The organism is Fusibacter sp. A1 (assembly GCF_004125825.1).
Taxonomy (GTDB): Bacteria; Bacillota; Clostridia; order Peptostreptococcales; family Acidaminobacteraceae; genus QQWI01.
Map to the genome: position 1 here is coordinate 221,977 of NZ_QQWI01000006.1, position 18,669 is coordinate 240,645.

General features: G+C 42.5%; 15 protein-coding genes and 1 riboswitch. Of the genes, 2 read left to right on the forward strand and 13 right to left on the reverse strand.

What is annotated here, in order from left to right; translation table 11 throughout:
- Nucleotides 1-233: 233 nt before the first annotated feature.
- Nucleotides 234-1,523 (forward strand): MFS transporter, encoded by a 1,290-nt coding sequence (locus tag DWB64_RS10375; RefSeq protein WP_129488163.1) that lies wholly within the window; start codon nt 234-236, stop codon nt 1,521-1,523.
- Nucleotides 1,524-1,572: 49 nt separating this feature from the next.
- Here DWB64_RS10375 and DWB64_RS10380 read toward each other — a convergent pair whose 3' ends face one another.
- The 10 genes from DWB64_RS10380 to DWB64_RS10425 all read right to left on the reverse strand — a co-directional run bounded on the left by DWB64_RS10380 (nt 1,573) and on the right by DWB64_RS10425 (nt 14,025).
- Nucleotides 1,573-2,253, reverse strand: a complete 681-nt coding sequence (locus DWB64_RS10380) for a TIGR00266 family protein (RefSeq protein WP_129488164.1) — start codon at nt 2,251-2,253, stop codon at nt 1,573-1,575.
- 45 nt (nt 2,254-2,298) lie between these two features.
- Nucleotides 2,299-2,730 (reverse strand): DUF523 domain-containing protein, encoded by a 432-nt coding sequence (locus DWB64_RS10385; protein ID WP_129488165.1) that lies wholly within the window; start codon nt 2,728-2,730, stop codon nt 2,299-2,301.
- A gap of 1,510 nt (nt 2,731-4,240) precedes the next feature.
- Nucleotides 4,241-6,085, reverse strand: coding sequence for an ABC transporter substrate-binding protein (locus DWB64_RS10390; protein ID WP_129488166.1), 1,845 nt, complete (start codon nt 6,083-6,085; stop codon nt 4,241-4,243).
- Nucleotides 6,086-6,157: 72 nt separating this feature from the next.
- On the reverse strand, nt 6,158-6,706 hold the full coding sequence (locus DWB64_RS10395; protein ID WP_129488167.1) for a hypothetical protein: 549 nt from the start codon (nt 6,704-6,706) through the stop codon (nt 6,158-6,160).
- Nucleotides 6,707-6,798: 92 nt separating this feature from the next.
- Nucleotides 6,799-7,146, reverse strand: coding sequence for a hypothetical protein (locus tag DWB64_RS10400; RefSeq protein WP_129488168.1), 348 nt, complete (start codon nt 7,144-7,146; stop codon nt 6,799-6,801).
- A gap of 124 nt (nt 7,147-7,270) precedes the next feature.
- The gene (locus DWB64_RS10405) at nt 7,271-8,875 is read right to left on the reverse strand and encodes a hypothetical protein (RefSeq protein WP_129488169.1); all 1,605 of its coding nucleotides are present in this window, start codon (nt 8,873-8,875) and stop codon (nt 7,271-7,273) included.
- Entirely contained in the window at nt 8,868-9,587 is a 720-nt protein-coding gene (locus tag DWB64_RS10410; RefSeq protein WP_129488170.1) for an ABC transporter ATP-binding protein, read from the reverse strand. The genes DWB64_RS10405 and DWB64_RS10410 overlap by 8 nt, the downstream gene beginning before the upstream one ends.
- Before the next feature lie 155 nt (nt 9,588-9,742).
- Nucleotides 9,743-10,732, reverse strand: coding sequence for an adenosine deaminase (gene add, locus DWB64_RS10415; RefSeq protein WP_129488171.1), 990 nt, complete (start codon nt 10,730-10,732; stop codon nt 9,743-9,745).
- A gap of 161 nt (nt 10,733-10,893) precedes the next feature.
- Nucleotides 10,894-10,993: riboswitch (purine riboswitch) on the reverse strand.
- A gap of 84 nt (nt 10,994-11,077) precedes the next feature.
- Nucleotides 11,078-13,204, reverse strand: coding sequence for a diguanylate cyclase domain-containing protein (locus DWB64_RS10420; RefSeq protein WP_129488172.1), 2,127 nt, complete (start codon nt 13,202-13,204; stop codon nt 11,078-11,080).
- 47 nt (nt 13,205-13,251) lie between these two features.
- The gene (locus DWB64_RS10425) at nt 13,252-14,025 is read right to left on the reverse strand and encodes a sulfite exporter TauE/SafE family protein (protein ID WP_129488173.1); all 774 of its coding nucleotides are present in this window, start codon (nt 14,023-14,025) and stop codon (nt 13,252-13,254) included.
- 169 nt (nt 14,026-14,194) lie between these two features.
- Between DWB64_RS10425 and DWB64_RS10430 the strand changes: the two genes are divergently transcribed.
- Nucleotides 14,195-14,881 (forward strand): response regulator transcription factor, encoded by a 687-nt coding sequence (locus tag DWB64_RS10430; RefSeq protein ID WP_129488174.1) that lies wholly within the window; start codon nt 14,195-14,197, stop codon nt 14,879-14,881.
- 46 nt (nt 14,882-14,927) lie between these two features.
- Here DWB64_RS10430 and DWB64_RS10435 read toward each other — a convergent pair whose 3' ends face one another.
- The 3 genes from DWB64_RS10435 to DWB64_RS10445 all read right to left on the reverse strand — a co-directional run bounded on the left by DWB64_RS10435 (nt 14,928) and on the right by DWB64_RS10445 (nt 18,567).
- A complete protein-coding gene (locus DWB64_RS10435; protein ID WP_164980353.1) occupies nt 14,928-16,700 on the reverse strand; it encodes an aminopeptidase P family protein in 1,773 nt (590 codons plus the stop codon).
- A gap of 124 nt (nt 16,701-16,824) precedes the next feature.
- Complete coding sequence (locus DWB64_RS10440) at nt 16,825-17,982, reverse strand: HD-GYP domain-containing protein (protein WP_129488176.1); 1,158 nt, start codon at nt 17,980-17,982, stop codon at nt 16,825-16,827.
- A 261-nt stretch (nt 17,983-18,243) separates the two neighbouring features.
- Nucleotides 18,244-18,567 (reverse strand): hypothetical protein, encoded by a 324-nt coding sequence (locus DWB64_RS10445; protein WP_129488177.1) that lies wholly within the window; start codon nt 18,565-18,567, stop codon nt 18,244-18,246.
- Nucleotides 18,568-18,669: the final 102 nt, after the last annotated feature.

Genomic DNA, 18,669 nt, shown 5'->3' on the forward strand with positions numbered 1-18,669 from the left:
TGTCATCACCAATATCAGTTTATCATAAACGGTTTATTGAGCCTTGATAAAGATTGCTAACTTTTAATATACACGTGAGATCGTTTCTACTTGATAGTAGCATGTACTTACATAAGTATAGCAAAGCCACCTGCTTGACAACTATACAGAACACATAAAACTATTTATTCCAGTTTTCAGTGGATTCACTTTCCATATCTTGTGTTATAATCATTTAATCATAGGAGGATATCATGAACATCATACATAAATCAAAGGCTATCAAATCCATCAAAGACAACTACGGGGGACTCCCCAGAAGTATTTATGTTTTGTTTTTCGCCAGGGTGATCAACCGTATCGGTGGATTCGTCTATGCGTTTTTAGCGCTCTACATGAAAGCGAAACTAGGTTACACTGAAAGTCAGATCGCGGATTTTATCATCATCAACGCGGTTTTTTCAATGATCTCACCATTTATCGGTGGAGCGCTTGCCGATAAAAAGGGAAGAAAGCTCATCTACGTGACCGCATCGACCATAGGCTCTCTCATGTTCCTTGCGTGCGGTTTTGTCACTGAAAGCTCTCCAGAACTTGTGCCGGTGCTGCTTATCATCGCATCTGTTTTCTTTAACTTCACCAACCCGATCGCAAATGCCATGGTCGCAGACATCGTGCCGGATGAAAAGGATAGAAAACGCGCCTATGCGCTGATTTATCTTGGAATCAACGTCGGTGTCGCTGTGGGTCCGGTCATTGGAGGATACCTGCTTGCAAACCATGTGAAGTGGTTCTTCATCGGCGATGCGCTTACAACACTCCTCAGTATCGCACTGGTCGCCTTCTTTATCAAAGAAACGATGCTGACCCATGAAGAGATGAAAAAATCAAAAGGAAATGAGAAGTTGGAATCAGGGACTACCTTTATGGCCTTCCTCAAACGGCCTACACTTGTTTTATACACCATGTTCTCCTTCGCATCGGCATTCGTGTACGCTCAGCACAGTTTTGGCATGTCGCTTCACCTGGAAAGCTTCTTCGGGGCGGTGACAGGTCCCCAGTATTATGGAATGCTCATGAGTTTTAATGCTGTTGTCGTACTTGTTTTTACCATCATGGTCACAGAATCCTTAAGCAAACTGAGAACCATCCATAGCATTTCGCTTGGTGCCGCGCTTTATGCGGTCGGCTTTGGTTTATTGGCCTTCGCAAGCGATGCTGTTCTGATTTACTTTGTATCGGTCTTTATTTGGACCATAGGCGAAATTATCATGATCACAAACAGCAACGTGTTCGTCATGTCCAACACACCGGTAAACCACCGCGGCCGGTTTAGCGCACTCATCGGTCTCTTGGCAGGTGCCGGTTACATACTCAGCCCAAAGGTCATCAGCCGGATCATCGAAACTGCTGATTATAAGACCGTATGGGTGGTGGTCGCCGCCATCGCTTCTGTCGGTGCCATAGGATTCATGTTCACAGGTGTTGTCGAAAAGAAAATGAAGAAAATGCGAGGCGAAAGTACATTAGAAGCTGTATCCTAAAAAGATATGCAAAAGGCGGTTTTCACTTAAGAAAACCGCCTTTTTTTGTTTATGATTTTGATGGTAATAGTGAATGGATCCATTGGGCAAAGGATGCAGGGTTTCTGGTTTGGATATACACCTTGCCAGGACCGGTGAAGCGGCACACCAGACCTTCGCCCGAAGTGACAGAAGATATCCAGCCTTTTGAAGCTTTGTCGATCGTGTAATTAAGTGTCTCAGACCAAGCAACAAGATGCTGGTTGTCGATTACCACTTGCTTGCCTGCAGGAACATCCACTTCATGGATCGCGCCATAAGAATTGACAAACGCGGTGCCCTTGCCGTGAATCTTCATGACAAAGAATCCTTCGCCAGAAAACATGCCTTTTGCCAGGTTTTGAATTTTAGTGTCTATCTCTATACCATCTGTTCCCGCAAGGAAACCGTCTTTTTGCACCATGTATCCGCCGTTACCATTGAGTTCTAGCGCGATTAGGCCGCCTAATGTGGTTGGAGCAAGCGTCACTGTACCCTCGCCTCTATTTGCCTTTAGCGTCTGAAAGAAGAATTTCTCTCCAGCAAGCATACGGCCAAAGCCCTTCATGATACCGCCTTCAACCTTGCCCTCCACATCGATCGTATCTTCCATGGTGACCATCGCACCCGATTCGGCCTTTACCGATTCCCCTTTGGTCAGTTTTACTTCAAGTAGCGGAAACGTGTCTTGATAGTGAATTTTGTAGTCCATGAACTTCCTCCTTGGTTAATTGTTATTTTTAAAAATAGGTCTAGTTTATACTAGTTCTTCCTTCTCGGTAAGAACCTTAATACCGTGTTTCATCAGCAAGTCGGCAGTCAATCCCCTGCCCCCTGTTAATGTACCCGAAAAGCTACCGTCATAAACCATGTCTCTGCCACAAGACGGACTTTTCGCTTTCAGTATCGCCTTGGTCGCGCCGAGTGCTTTAGCGATAGCAAGCGTACGTTCTGCCCCCAATCTAAACTCACTTGTGCGGTCTTCTCCATCCTTTGTCACGACGGTGACTTGTCCCTTACTTAACCTTATCTCACAAGGTTCACGAGGCGTAGTAAGCCCCCCAAGCTGCTCAGGACAAACAGGATGCGCCTCCCCCCTACTTATCAACTCAACCACCCGCTCATCCGCCTGCCCCTTACCGTCATATCTACACTCACACCCCGCAAGACATGCGCTTACTATAATCATATATCCTCCTGACTTCATTAGATTCTTTTCTAAATGAACATACCACCCGCCCGTTGCAGATGTCAATTTCATATTATCCAAGCCAAAATTTATATGGTCTCAGTGAGGATTTTAGAGGTTTTTTTTCTTAAAAACCTCACTGAGAATTTTTTATTGCAGGCTTAACTTGCTGATCAAAGTAGCATGATTCTTTTGTCATAATTTCAACTTGCTAATATTTTGAGACGCTGCGCTTTCTGAGGGCACTGAGACACGTTTTGAATGAATACTTCAATGATAAATGCGTTTCAAGAGGGCTGGCACAAGGCGCAGCGACTACGCGAGGCTTTGTTCCGTAGGACTGATGAAATCTACCTCCGCTCTCCCAGCATCATTTTACCTCTTAGCCCATCGCAGATGTTTGAAACTTGTCTCAGTGTCCTCCAATTCCATTCTCAATGGTTGATGATGGTTGGTTATAAGAGAGTGTGTTTGATGGTTGGATTCATGCACTATGATAAAGCAATCTATTACAGTTCTCAGTGTGGTTTTCAGAGGTTTCTTTCTCTTGAAAACCACACTGAGAATTATTTATTGCAAGGCTTAACTTGCTGACCAAAGTAGCATGATTCTCTTGTCTAGATTTCAACTTACTAACATTTTGAGACGCTGCGCTTTCTGAGGGCACTGAGACACGTTTTGAATAAGTAAATACAGGTTTTTGAGAGGGTAGACATAAAGCCTACCCGTACAGGATACAAAGCTCTATGATTCAATCCTTCAGCTCTTTTGTAGGGGTAGGCTTCATGTCTACCCGTATTAATCTTTTACCGATTTCTCCAAAACCTCTCTCGCCCATCGCAGATGTTTGAAACTTGTCTCAGTGTCCTCCAAATTTCATCCTCAATGGTTGATGGTGGTTGGTTATAAGAGAGAGTGCTTGATTGTTGGATTCGTGCACTATGATAAAGCAATATATTACAGTTCTCAGTGTGGTTTTCAGAGGTTTTTTTCTCTTGAAAACCACACTGAGAATTTTTTATTGCAAGGCATTGTCTGCTGACCAAAGTAGCATGGTTCACCTGTCTAAATTTCAACCAGCAAATATTTTGAGACGCTGCGCTTTCTGAGGGCACTGAGACACGTTTTGAATAAGTAAATACAGGTTTTTGAGAGGGTAGACATAAAGCCTACCCGTACAGGATACAAAACTCTATGATTTATTCCTTCAGCTCTTTTGTATGGGTAGGCTTCATGTCTACCCGTATTTATCTTTTACCGATTTCTCCAAAACCTCTCTCGCCCATCGCAGATGTTTGAAACTTGTCTCAGTGTTCTCCAATTCCATTCTCAATGGTTGATGATGGTTGGTTATGAGTGAGAGTGTTTGATTGTTGGATTCGTGTACTATGATAAAGCAATATATTATAGTTCTCAGTGTGGTTTTCAGAGGTTTTTCTCTTCATACCACAGTTTTATAGCGAGCTGGCACAAGGCACAGCTACTACGCGAGGGTTTTACGTGGGACAAACTACTGATTTAGTATCAAATAGAATACTGCGGTTCTTAGTCTCTGCTTCAACTCAGGGTGGTCCCGATACTCATTTATAAGTTCACTTGACAAGCCTGTTTTATCGATCTCACCCTCCTTGTAAAGCTTCACTCCTTCCTCTGCATCCGTAATTTGCTTGAAGGTGACGCCGTCCAAACTGACATGGTCGCTGTCCCAGTAGTTTTCATTTTTTGAAATCGCGTACCCTTTGGCCATATTCCACTCAGTAAGCACAAAGGGTCCGTTGTAGAGTGTGGTTTCCATGCTGGTTCCAAAATCATCACCGACGGCTTCTACAAAGGCCTGATTCACGGGGTAGAAGTTTGGGAAAGTCATCAGCTTTTCGAAATACGGGATAGGATGTTCAAGCGTCACCTCTAGGGTATAGTCATCTAGGGCGACTACCCCAAGTTCGCTGGTCTCCAATGTTCCTTTCATCACGCCTTCAAAGTTTTTGAGTGCCGCGGTTTCCACCATGAACTGATACTGGCTGCCTGTTTTCGGGTCTGCAAGCCGCCTCCACGAATAGACGAAATCATTTGCTGTCACCTGTGCTCCATTGGACCATCTTGCGTTTTCTCTTAAGTCAAACACATAGGTAAGTCCATCCTCGCTCTTGTGATAGGATTTTGCCAAGCCGTACTCCAGCTCGTCGTATTCACCAAAGGTGAACAGGCCCTCCAGCACATTGCCCATCACTTCAAAAGATACATCATTCGTAGCCTTATTCGTATCCATGCTCGGAATGTCATGACCCGTGACAAGATTCAGTATCCTTTTACCGTCTTCATCTTCTTTCGTCACCGCGCGCTTATAGGTGTGGTCGGCACCGAATGCGTGCGTTTGGATACCATGCACATAAGGCTTGACAAGCTCCATGCCTCCACGCTGATACAGGGGGACGATCACAGCATCTTCTTCGATGAGTTTGCGCTCAAGCTCCTGAAGCGTTTGGGTCCTTTTTACGGTATCTTTTGTGAGCTCGCCGAACTTTGCGCTTTCAATAGTTTGATCGTAAAGCTCGTCACTGTAACCCGATGTGTTATGGCCACCACCTGTCACCCACATGTCAAGAAAGGTCATCGCATCAGGATAATCCGGCCCCCAGCCTGCGAACTCCATGTGGATAGGTCCCTCATCATTATCTCTTCCATAAGATTTAAAAGGCATCTGCTTAAGTTCCACTTCAAGACCGGAAAGCGCTGCTTCCAAATTGGATTTGATATGCTCGCTGATCTTTTTGGAGCTTTCTGAATCGTATGTTTTGAATACGAGTCTTACATTCGTGAAACCAAGCTCTTCCTTGGCCTTTTCCCAGTAGTCGCTTGCAAGTTTTGGGTTGTAGTGCAACCACCCAGCAAAGTAGACTGCTCTGAAATCTCTTTTATTATCATAGACTAATCCCTTTGGCACAAAGTAATCCACAGCTATCGATCCGTTTCCAAGTATGTCAGCGGTGATGAACTCCTTGTCGATGGCCAGGGCGATCGCTTTTCTGGCACTCGTGTTTTGCATGACGGCCTCTCCGTCGATTGGCAGTACTGGCTCCGACTGGATAAGTCTAAGTTCCTCATCCAGCTCGGCAAAGTCATAGTAATAGTTTTTTGCGCGGTCCAGTTTTTCATCGACATACCACATAGTCTCGTCTTTTACGGTCACTTGACCGACCACGCTCGGTTCAAATCCCTCTTTCTTATTCCAGTTGCCTGTAAAGCTGTAGCGGTTGAGCCGATAGGTTTTACCCACTGTCAAACCCTTGGTGCTGATTGCTATATCTACCGTCTTTTCGTCCTCATCAAAGAGCGCCAAAGTGGGTTTGATCACACCAATGTCTCTGATGTCTTCGATTTTGAATCCGTAGCGACTTTTAAGCCTTAACCCGTCATCTGAAGAATCCTAAGCCTTCATCAGTTCAGTCCTAACGCCCTGCTTGCCAATCGGTGTATAGTAGGTGAGCTCACCGACCTGTGCGCCGACAAAGAGCACAAACTGGTCATAAGTCACTTTTAATTCGTCATTTGGAAAGCTTCTGATGCCTGAAATTACAGGTGTGCCGGCTTCTATAGATTCTCTAATCCATTTCATATAGCCGAAGGTATCTCTGAATCCTCCACGATAGGCATCGTATCTCGCGCCAATACCGCTTAGCGCCGACTCGATGTTGATCACCTGCTCGCCTATCAGTTGCTCTTTACCGAACATAGCGATCTGTTTTTCATCATAATAGACACCGTGGTAAAGGGCCGCCATCTGAATACACGCCTGCACGCTCGATGCATAGTTCTCATCGCTATCTGATGCGGTAATCAGGGCGATAGGCAAGTCCACCCTTTCAGAGGGCAACTCCAAGGTTTTTAGCGGTTTTATGCTAGCAGTACAGGAGGTGAGTAAAAAAACCAGTATTACCGGCAGTATCAGATTCCTATATCGATTGATGTGTTTCATGAGTCCCTCACTTTTCAAGTTCATACTTGATGAACAGGTAGATATCAGTAGAGTAAGCTTTACAATTAAACAAAGAGTACGCAGGCACTTATTCAGCGTAGAGTCAATCCACATGACGGACAGCTCAGCATCGATTCGAAAACCACCGCCTCACAAGCAGGACAATTCTCCTCTACTTCATGAGTCATTTCATCCCCCATCTTAAACAGTTCTGTCACCGCAACGCCATCTATGGAAACTACCGCAAACTCACTTGAATCAAACCAGAATAACTTACCGGACTGATCACAAACAGCGATCTTGGCACAGATCTCTTCATCCTCATAAGGATTAAGCATTCCGCCAAACATGCCAGGTACCACAGTTTTAGTCTTCGCATATCCCATACCGAGATAAGCATATCTTTTTCCATTAAGTTCATGCCTCACTATCGTTGCCATCTGATCCCCTCCCAGCAAACATCCTAACTCTATCTCCATTCCACGTTCTTTTAATTACCATTTTAAGTATATAAAAAAATCACCACAAGATGTGATGATTTAAGGTAAATGTAATATTCGAAAGTTATCCAATTTCCATTTCAATGAACTTTTTTAAGAAGTAGGGATAAGCTGTCTTTTTAACAAGAAAATAAAGACCCAACACTACCACACTCGCTGTGAACAATACAAGAGTTGGCTCTGGCATGCCCAGTACAGTAATCGCCAGGTATCCGACAGCCCCCAGCAAGATTCTGATGAGAAAGGCAAACAGGATATTCAAGTTGTTCTTGATCGCCGCTGTGGGACTGGTCCAGTTGAGATAAGGTCTCTGGATATTGATGAATAGATCGACTGTAGAGAAAAAGTGTGTCAACACGACTGCAAAAACAATCGCAGCTACTAGTTCAACACCTGATATCCTAAGCGCGATCAGTCCCGCAGCACCTAGAATGACCATCCCAAAAGCACAAATGATGTTTGAGGTCATGATTCTTGTTGATAGGTTCATCTGTGCTGTGATTGGCAGTGCTCTTGTTTCCCAAAATGTTTTTCCCTCTCTGGTGATTGCAGTCGCTGAAAGTGTGGTCATAAACGTCGGCGATATCAAAAGACCAGTAAAGATATAGACCAGATACGGTTTGATCATAGGGTCACTTAACATCTCCAAACTAAACTCACCTGTAAAACTTGTAATCACCAGCATGATCAGCGGGATAAACATGGTCAGCAGGATATTGAGTACAAAGGTAGGATTATTGAGGATGATCCCGATGTGCCTTTTGATTAAAAGCGGATACTTGGCGGATGTCGTGTATTTATGAGGTCCCGACTTAACGGAACCTGAAGCTATCTGATTGTACTTTTGCACAGAAACCTTATATAGAAGCTGTGAAATGAACACCACAACAACCACTAAAGCAAGCTGGGTCACTAGGTAGGCTACAGCAGCACCGAAGGACCCCATCACCATCTGTGTCATCCAGATGCTGGGTGGAAACTTTTGACCGATAAAGTAAAGCAGCCCGTTTTCATCTAAAAAGAGAGCGGTTATATCTATGTTTTTAGTCTGCATATTCACAGCGATCAGTTGAAATCCGACTAAGACCGTAATGAGCAGCAGGTTTCCAAGGATCATCCATAAACCCCTTCTTCTTTTACCACCGATAATCGTCATCATCGGCATGGTCAGAAGTACGGCAACGACCAGTGGTATGAGCGGACCAAACAAGACAGCAAGTACGCCAAGGACGGCACTCATGGGTAGAAAGCGGTCGACAAAGCTGTAAAAATAGATGGCCGGTCCCAGGGTGAGCGCCGACAGCAGCATTAAAGGCAAGTAGCTCACCGTTAGCTTCGCGCTGATCACAGCGGATTTTTTTAACGGAAGACTCGATAAAAGTCCCAGATCTTTTGCATAGTAAAGGGTTGAGATAACCATCGGAAACGCACCTAAAAATAGGAGCGGCACGGAAGCCACATATACATAGGTGACGATAAGTTCAGGTTTTCCTAGCTGCATAAATGCCTGATACATCTGGTAGATCATCTGAATGAAAGGCAGCGCGATGAGTAGCGGCAGCACAAAGACTAGTTTACTCAACCATTTGTTCTTGATATTCATCTGCTGATTATATCGATTGAAAAAATCGATCAAAAGAAGTTTGGTTAACGCCAGAAACTTATTCATCTTTTGTCATCTCCAAAAATAAATCTTCTAAACTGATTTCTCGGTTTGCTTTGATCGCCTCAAGCGTATCGCATGCGATCAGTTCTCCCTTATGGATGATCGCTACACGGTCGCATAGGTTTTCGACCACTTCAAGAACATGCGAAGAAAACAGAACAGTCCCCCCCTGATCCCTATGCTCTCTCATTAAATCCTTTAACACTTTGGAAGATTGAGGGTCAAGGCCGACATGGGGCTCATCCAAGATGAAAATCTTGGGTTTTGGTAAAAGGGCCGCGCAGATCATCAGCTTTTGACGCATGCCGTGGGAATAGGTGGTGATATGCTGTCCAAGCGCGTCGTCGATTTGAAACGCCTTGCTGAAGCGTTCGATTCTTTCTTTTCTATCTTCGATGCCCACTTCGTACATGTCCGCAATAAAATTCAGGTAATTGATTCCTTTGATTCCATCATATATTTCCGGATGGTCCGGTACAAAGGTGAACTGCATCTTCGCCTCTATCGGATTTTTTGCGATATCCGATTCACCGATGAGTATGCTGCCGTTAGTAGGTGCGAGAATCCCGGTGATCATCTTGAGTGTGGTCGTTTTACCAGCCCCGTTAGGACCAATAAAGCCGAAGATCTCACCCTTTTCAATCGTCACATTCAAGTGATTCACAGCTACTTTTCCGTTTTGATAGGTTTTAGAAATTTCATTCAATCTAATCATCCAGCACCTCTTTATCCTTAGTTTTTATACAGGGCTCACTATGTATGAAATAAAGCACTTCTCTTTATCTGACTACAGTGTATAAAAAAAAGAGCTCCTCGACAATACCTGAGGAACTCCTAATCTTATAAAACAGAATTTACCACCGATGGCATTTAGTTCAGAAAAGACTTCAGCCAATCCTTGACTTCATCGGAAGCGTAGCTTGCTTCAATCGAAATCTCAAAGATCCTATTGAAATCACTTTCATTCCAGTGGAAGGCTTCTTCGATTCTTTCAAATTCCTTTGTCATGGTCGTGTCCGATACCGTGCGGTTGTCCGTATTGACCATCACCAGAAGATCATCTTTGTAAAAATCATCAATCGGGTGTTCATCCATATTTAGAACGGCCTTAGTCTGCACGTTGCTTGTAGGGCAGCTTTCGATGACGACACCCTTTGATTTTAGTAAACCATAAGCTTCAGCATTGTCTTTAATCGCCACACCATGACCGATTCTAGTTGCGCCCAGTAGTTTGATGGCATCGATCACATTGCTAGAAATACCGGTTTCGCCCGCATGGATCGTCACCTCGTACCCCAGTTCACGCGCATAGTTGACCGGTTCGACAAATCGTTCTGAGAACGCTTCCAGTTCACCACCACATAAATCCACCGCAACAACCCCCTTATTGATAAAAGGCCTTCCTGCGTCGATCATCGTGTACATCTCCTTAGGAGAAGTATGTCTTAGATAAGAAAGAATCAGATTGCCCTTGATTTCAAATGCATCTTCAGCCCTCTTGATGCCATCCAGCACACTTTTGATGACTAGGTCCTGAGTCAAGCCCTTTTCAGTATGCTGTTGAGGCGCGAACCTGATTTCAAGGTATTTTACATTTTCATTTGCAGCGTCCTCCATCAGCTCATATGCGACTCTTTCTAGCGCATCTTCTGTTTGAGTGATCGCGATCGGAAGGTCGAACCTTTCAAGATAGGTAAGTAGGGAATCACAGTCTGCAGGTGCCACAAGGTGGTCGTTCAGTTCATCCATGACCTCTGAAGGCAATATGATATGATGTTTCTTAGCCAGTTCAAATACGGTTTCAGTTCGTAAACTACCGTCTAGGTGGCAGTGAAGTTCGATTTTAGGTAGATGTTTCATTTTTTTCGCTCCTTTATGATGGCTTGATTAAGTTTTTTTGTTTTTTAGTTTTTAAAAACGTCTAAACACCTCTTCGTGACCTGCAATACAAGCTCACTTGCCGGTGGGGCGCTACGAACAGAATACGTTCGTAGTAAAAAAAAGCTTGATTACGAAGAAGACACGTGAAGCGTCTTCTTCGTAATCAAGCTTTTAAGGTGCTTGGTAGAAACTCCCGAACCAGATTATCGGGATTATACGAAGTTCATAATTATTATATTAGTTGCTATTATACGACCGACAAGTCTCGTTGTCAAAGGTAATTATCAACAAAAAGGTATTTCTCCAATAGTCACTAATCTATAATTAAAGTTTTTCCCGTCTTTTTTGACGCTCCTTATCGATATACATAGCCTCATCTGCAGTCTGTAAACACTGATCGATAGAAATCTCTTCATTTTCTCTTACTCCGTAACCCATAGCCACACTGATTCCTGTCTTTACTTCCTCGTCATCTTTGACCAGACTGATGTGTTTGCAACCAATTCGTATTTTCTGCATGATGATCTTAGCCTGTACTTCGTTTCCGCTTTCAATCCAAACTAAAAATTCATCACCGCCCATTCGAATGGCATCAAAGGGTTTTGATGCGTCTTTTAGCAGTTCAGAAAACTTGATAATCAGCTGATCTCCCACTAAGTGTCCGAATTCATCGTTGACAAGTTTTAGATCATTGATATCGAAAGCAATAACATACTGAGGATAGCTACGTGTGTCGGTTTCCATATCCAATTGATTAAAATGGTTTCTATTGAATAATCCTGTTAAGGGATCGATATAGATAAGCCTTTCTCTTTCACGCAGCAATAGCAGGTCGGTATTTTGTCGTATCAGTTTTGTGATGATGTGATAAAGGATAACAAAAAGAAGGGCAAGAAATAATCCTGAGATAATCAAGGCATTTCTCAGCTTAATGTTTTCGATATTTTCAATTACAGGCAATCCCTGCATTCCATAGTATTTTGCTTCATCATAACTTATCAATCGCTTTGATTTGTTGAAGATGCTCACCATCAGCCCTAATTCCTTCTGCACTCCAAAATATAAGAAGGAATCTGTGGGTGTATCCCCTTTTTTCTGTATATTGCTATAACCTAAACCGTGGATATAATAGTCGGCAACTGCTGGTGTTTCAATAAAATAATCCGCCTCTCCACTATCCACTTTGGCTATCGAAGTTTGAATATCAGGTGTATTGACAATCGTAACATTCCTTAAGTTCTTATTAAGGTACTCTTCATGCCAAAAGCCATCGATCACAGCCACTCTTTTTCCTTCTAGTCCATAGGTATCAAATACATATGGACTTTTATTGTCACCATAGATGATGTCGCGTTCGTCACTAAAAGGAGCGGTAAAAATAAAGGATGCCTTACGCTCTTCTGATATCGCCATGTTAAGAACATCCACTTGCTTGAGCAAGGCTTTGGCATAAACTTCTTCAAATGTGCCTGGAACAGCTTCAAGTCTAATGCCAAGCAGCTCTGAGAAATTAGATAGATAATATCCTGCGATTCCTCCATAGTTACCATTCTCATAATAATCGATTGGAAGATAATCTGTTGCGACGCCTACTCTTACACTTGGCTCAGATTCAAGCCAGGCTTTCTCTTGCGGTGTTAAATCAAGAATCATCCGAATGTAGGCTTGCCTTGCGTTTTTTATCATACGATCGATCTCTGGCCGACTGCCGATAATCACTTTCTCAATAATTCCTAGAAGCATCTTATTTTCATTCAGTGCGGATATCGTCAGTTTGGATCTGATATCATCTAGGTCTGTTAGTTTTATCGTGTTGGGATATTTCAATGAATAGTCATAGAGGATCTCCCCGCCTGCGGTGATAAACGCTTCTATTTCTTGATTTTCTAACGCTTCCAATCCGTGATACTGATCTTCAAAAATGATAGGTTCGTAGTTGATTTTATTATAGGACTGCTGAAACAGATCGATGACAATATCACTGTCAATAAAACCGACTTTCTTATTGTCGATATCTCCAACTGTTCTGATCGTACCGTTTTTAGACGCCAATATCGCATAAGGGACACTATTGATCTCATTCGTAAACGACATTGTCTTCATCCGTTCTTCCGTTGGATTCGCACCAAACAAAAGATCGATTTCTCCACTATGGAGCCCGTTATAGACTGCTCCCCAAGATAGGTCATCCACAACTTCAATGGTTAGTCCCAACTCTTCATTGAGATAATCGGTGAACTCAAGCATATAACCCTTTGAATGGTCCCCATCATAAAAAAATTCGATACCAGCGTAAGGATCCAACCCCAGAGTATAAATCTTATTCTTATTAACCTTCAACCACTGGGTTTCTTCAGGTGTCAAACTAGCTGGGATGAAGGAATCTGCATACATGCTACAATCTGATAGGATCAGAAGGATGATAGCAATGACAATGAGTGCCCTTTTCATAACCGCCTCCAATACTGTATAAACTTCCGTTTTCTTTCGTCAGGTAATTAGCTTAAAAAGAAATAGGCATTGCCTAAGTTGACGCATGCGATAAGAATTATCGCTATATTGAATATGATCCGTAAGTATCCTTCTTTTATCCTTCTATACAACTTGCTGCCCATGAATCCACCCAAGATCCCTCCTGGAATCAATACGACCAGCATGCTCATATCCATGGTCGACCACTCATTAAGCATGGTCAAGGTAAGTAGCTTTGTTCCCTGTGACGCGAAGATTAAAAATATGGATCCGAATGCCGCATACTTTCTATCCATACCGCAGATTAGAAAAAGAAGCATTACATTCAATGGCCCCCCACCGATACCGAGAAAGCTTGAAATCGTACCTAGTCCTATACCAGCAAGCAAAATGTAAATCGGATGTGAGACCTTTATTTTTTTAGGACTCCTATTTACTAGATAGATCACTAAGATCATGATCGCAACAAGCATGAGAGATTGAATTCCTTTGGCTAGCTTATCATTTGCAAGCAGTAGGATAAATTGCGAAAAAAGTATTTTTCCAATAAAACCGCCAATGACACCCCCGCCAGCAATCCACCATAGTGACTTTTCAACCACCACGCCAAGTCTTATATTCATCGTTAGCGCGATGATTGTCATAGAAAAAACGGTTACAGACGATAGGGTGCTTATTGTTGCCGCATCGAAGTGATTAAGTGTGTCAAGCGCCGGTTTGATGATGACTCCGCCACCTAGCCCCACTAGAGACCCGAATAGGGTTGCGATCAGTCCAATAAAGAAATAAATGAAATACATGATGACTCCTTTGCATATTAGTTTGCTTATTTGGGTACAATTCGAGTATATCCGTAATAACGAATCTGATTATTAATCAATTATTAATTGACTTGTTACTATATACTTGATATTGTGAAGGATATTAATCATCAAGTCAACAAAGAGCTTAACATGGGAAGGAAATCAAATGGCTAGAATACTGATCGCTGATGATTCACTCGTGATGCGAAGGAACATCAAAACCATGCTTCAACAGACTAATCATAAAATCATAGGCGAAGCCGATAACGGAAAAAAAGCATACATGGCTGCCATTGAGCTTTGTCCCGACTTGATCACGATGGACATCAACATGCCCATCATGACCGGTGTTGAAGCTGTTAAAAAAATTAAAGCTCAAAATAAGGATATAAAAATCATCATGATCAGTTCTGAAGCGGATAAGCATAGCGTCTTTTCAGCCCTAGAGGCGGGTGCTGACAATTACCTGCTTAAACCGCTCAATAGGGACAAACTGATACAAGTGATCGACAAGGTATCTTCTGATTCTTCAAGTGCCTTACGTGTAGATAAGCTTAAGACCTTGACCGGTCATGAGCCCTTTTTCGAGCAGATAAGTAAAGAGAATTCAGGGTATGTCATCGAAAACGCCAAAGGGATAATCTCAGTTTTTGTAGGCAACTCATTCGGTAACGAACATATCGATTCACTTCATCAGACCATTCACAGTATGCTTCAAATAAGCAACTTAAGCTGGCATTTTAGCTTTGAAGCCTATAATGAATTGGGTACGAACGCTATCGCATTTTTCGAATCCTCTTTCAAGTCCTTAGAACAGAGTAAACATGAATATACTTCTTCACTTATAAAATAAAAGCTGAATGAGCATGACTTTTCTTCGTGCTCACTCAGCTTTTTTATTATATTCTTCGTGTCAACTTATCAAGAAGTTCAAGTGTGCTTCCTTCAAGCATAGGTGAAAGATGACGATTCACTTTGTCGTGGTAGTCGTTGATCCATTCGAGCTCAGCTTCTGTAAGCAAGTCCATCACAAGCGGCACCGTATCAATCGGGCAATAGGAGATCGTTTCAAATTTAAAAAACTCTCCGAACTCCGTGACACGGTCCTCCACAACCAGCAAGGTGTTTTCAATTCTTACGCCATGTCTTCCTGGTTTATAAACACCCGGTTCATTTGTAATCAGCATGCCCTTTTCAAGTTCCACATCGTTTTGATTGCACCGTATCGTGTGTGGTCCCTCGTGCACGCTTAAGACGTATCCCAACCCGTGACCTGTGCCGCACTTATAATCAAGCCCCGCATCCCACATCGGCTTTCTAGCCAGTATATCAAGATGTGGACCACAGGTGCCTTTTAAGAATACCGCCTTTGAAAGTCCTATATGCGACTTAAGCGTCAGCGTATAATCCACTCTTTCCTCATCTGTCAGTTCTCCAAGAGCCACTGTCCTTGTGATATCGGTGGTACCGTCCAAGTATTGTCCACCGGAATCAAATAGTAGGAATCCCTTTTCCTTTAAAACGGCATGGTTGTCCTTTGTGGCGCCATAGTGCATCATTGCAGCATTTTCACCGTATCCTGCGATCGTATTGAAGCTTGGACCCATGCTAAGCGGCTGCTCTCTTCTGAACTTTTCCAGTTGATCTGCGACATCAAGTTCTGTGATACTGCCAGATTTCACTTCGCTGTAGAGCCACTCCAAGAAGTAGATCAGGGCTATACCGTCCTTTATCTGGCTGTTTCTTATATTGGCAATTTCCTCTTTTGATTTTACAGCCTTAAACTTTGTGATCTCATCGCCCTTATCGATATGGATGACTGTTTCAGGTAAGGCACCAACAAGACTTGCGCTAATCTGATGTTTATCATAGATGACTTTTTTGTGGTTCATCCCGTCTAAATCCATAAAAATGCTATCATAATCCAGTAGATCGATCCGATCTGCCTTCAATGAGTTTTTCACCTCATCATCCAGTTTTTCTGAATGTACATATAATTTTACCTCATCAAGAGTGATGATCACATAAGAAATCACAAAAGGACAATACTGTATGTCCTCGCCCCTTATGTTAAGGAGCCACGCGATATCATCAAGGTTTGGTAGGATAAAAGCGTCTGCGGCGTTCTTCTTCATCGTCTCTCTGACTCGTTCAATTTTTTCAGTCCTAGACTGTCCGGCGTACTCGAGTTTGAAATCGATCACCCTGCCCATCGGAAAAGCAGGTCGCTCGGTCCAAAGGCTATCTATCAGATCAAGATCGATCTTAAAATCGAAGGCTTTTGATTTAGTTTGTTGAAGTAGCTGCTCAAAAGCGGATTGACTATAGCATTTGCCGTCAAAGCTGATGACAGCGCCTTCATAAAGATTGTCTCCCAACCACTCCGCTATTGTCGGTTCTCCAGGAAGACCCTGTTTGACCAACTCGAATGGGGTATCTGAAAGTTGAGTCTCGGCCTGGGTATGGTATCTACCGTCTGTCCATAATCTCGCCTTATACTCAGTAATCACCGCAGTTCCAGCAGAACCTGTAAATCCGCAAATCCATTCACGCGATTTGAAATAGTCCGATACATACTCGCTCTGATGCGCGTCAAAGCTTGGAACAATGTAACAAGAGATACCATGGGCCTTCATTTGATTGCGTAGTTCACTCACTCTTTGATTTATCATAAATCCTCCTTGATTTTCACTTAATTTCATCATACCTAACTCTATTTTTTTATCAATATTTCATCAAAAACACTTGTTACATTTACGAAACATAAAATGACTAGCCTTTTCACAGTCTAGTCATTTAAATGGTTTTGCTATTTTTTATTGTATGTACCGATTGACTCGATCCAAATCCTTTTTTAAAGGTTTCGACATCCCAAACATCTTCAATGAAGAGTGTCTGTTCCTTTTCAAGATTTACTTCCTGTATCTCTGTATAATGGAGCACCGCTTCCAGATTTAAAATCCTGACTCTCGGTCTACTTGGATTTGAGGCCCGGTAACTGGCTACGATACCGATTCTACCATCGGATAATACGACTCCGCTTCCCGGTGGAAACATACAGATATTGTTCATCATCTGTTTAAAGATATTCCTATCGATTCGATAGATGCACTCGACCATGAGAATATCAAGCGCCTCATAAATCGCCATCTTGCTTCTGTAAACCCTGTTGGTCGTCATCGCATCATACATGTCACAGACGGTGACAATCTGAACATACTCTGGAATCTCAATTCCGCTGATTCCAAGGGGATATCCCGACCCATCCAACTTTTCATGATGAAGTAGGACAATTTGCTTAGCCAAATAAGGCAACTTTTCAATATCCTTGAGTAACTCATAACCAAGCTGAGGATGCTTTTGAATCACTCTGATTTCGGCAGGAGTGAGTTTTCCCGGCTTTTGAATGACATCTTGGTCGATACGCGCCTTACCTATATCGTGAAGCAGGGCTCCCAGCGCGATGTTCTTAATATCTTCCATCACATAGTTAAGGCCCTTGGCAGTCAGTATCGATAGCACGGCTACGTTCACACTGTGTTTATAAGTGTACGCGTCGGTTCCAATCAGCTCAGAAACTGTATATAGAATATCACCTGATCTGCTAAGCGTTTCAATAAGCATATCCACAACATTTTTTACCAGTTCAATTTGATCATTTGGTATGAGCGCTTTAACACCCATACTTTCCTTATGTAAAATATCATCAAAAATCTCTTTAACATTTTCAATTGCCTGTTCCATCTTATCTTCTTCGATAATCCCGACAGGTTGAATGCCACGGCTTGCTTGATCGATTACATGTACCACATTGACATTGTGGCTTAATAACTTCTCAAGTATGTCATTATTTACCACCGTGCCTTTCTGCAAAAGCATACTACCGTGTTCAGTAAACACGGGTTCCAGTAATTGATTTCCGATGAGTTGATGACCTACTTGTGCCAATCTCATACGCGCCTCTCCTGCAGTCTTTTATGTCTACTACTATCATACAACAATTCATACTTAATTCATACTCTATTAATCTATCGTCAGATTGTCGCATTATATTTAATGGAATTCTCCGATTTATTTCCTTTTTTTTATCAAATTTGTGCTCGGAAGGCTTCATCTTGTTAATTTTTAATGAAGGAGCGTCCCTAAATGAAAGAAAGGTGATCTTCATATGAAAATCACCTGACAAAGCCAATACTATGCACTTTATCCTTTTTACTAAAAACTATCAAAAATTCCTGCAAGGATAAACGTTACTATCGTATCTTCATCCATGAATATTTCTGAAAATACGGGGTGGACACTCATCTCATCGATCAGTTTCGAGGCCGTCAATTTAATCTCTTTTTCAATAGCCTTAAAATAAGAGATATGCTTCGCTTCAGAACTCACACCTAATCTGCAGACAATGCCACTCACTTCAATTCGTTCTCCTGCGCTGTGTAGGATACTAAGAACCAGTTCCACGCTCTCGTCTGATTTGATGAACCGCTCTGCGATGAGCTTGATTGACGCGTTGATTGTTAATGTTGATAATTTCAAAAGTATTCTCCTCTTCAATCAAAATATAAATGAGTATACCATGATTGCGAACGACTTCCTATGTGCATTTTCAATATTTTGTGAACAATAGTAGAGAATTTG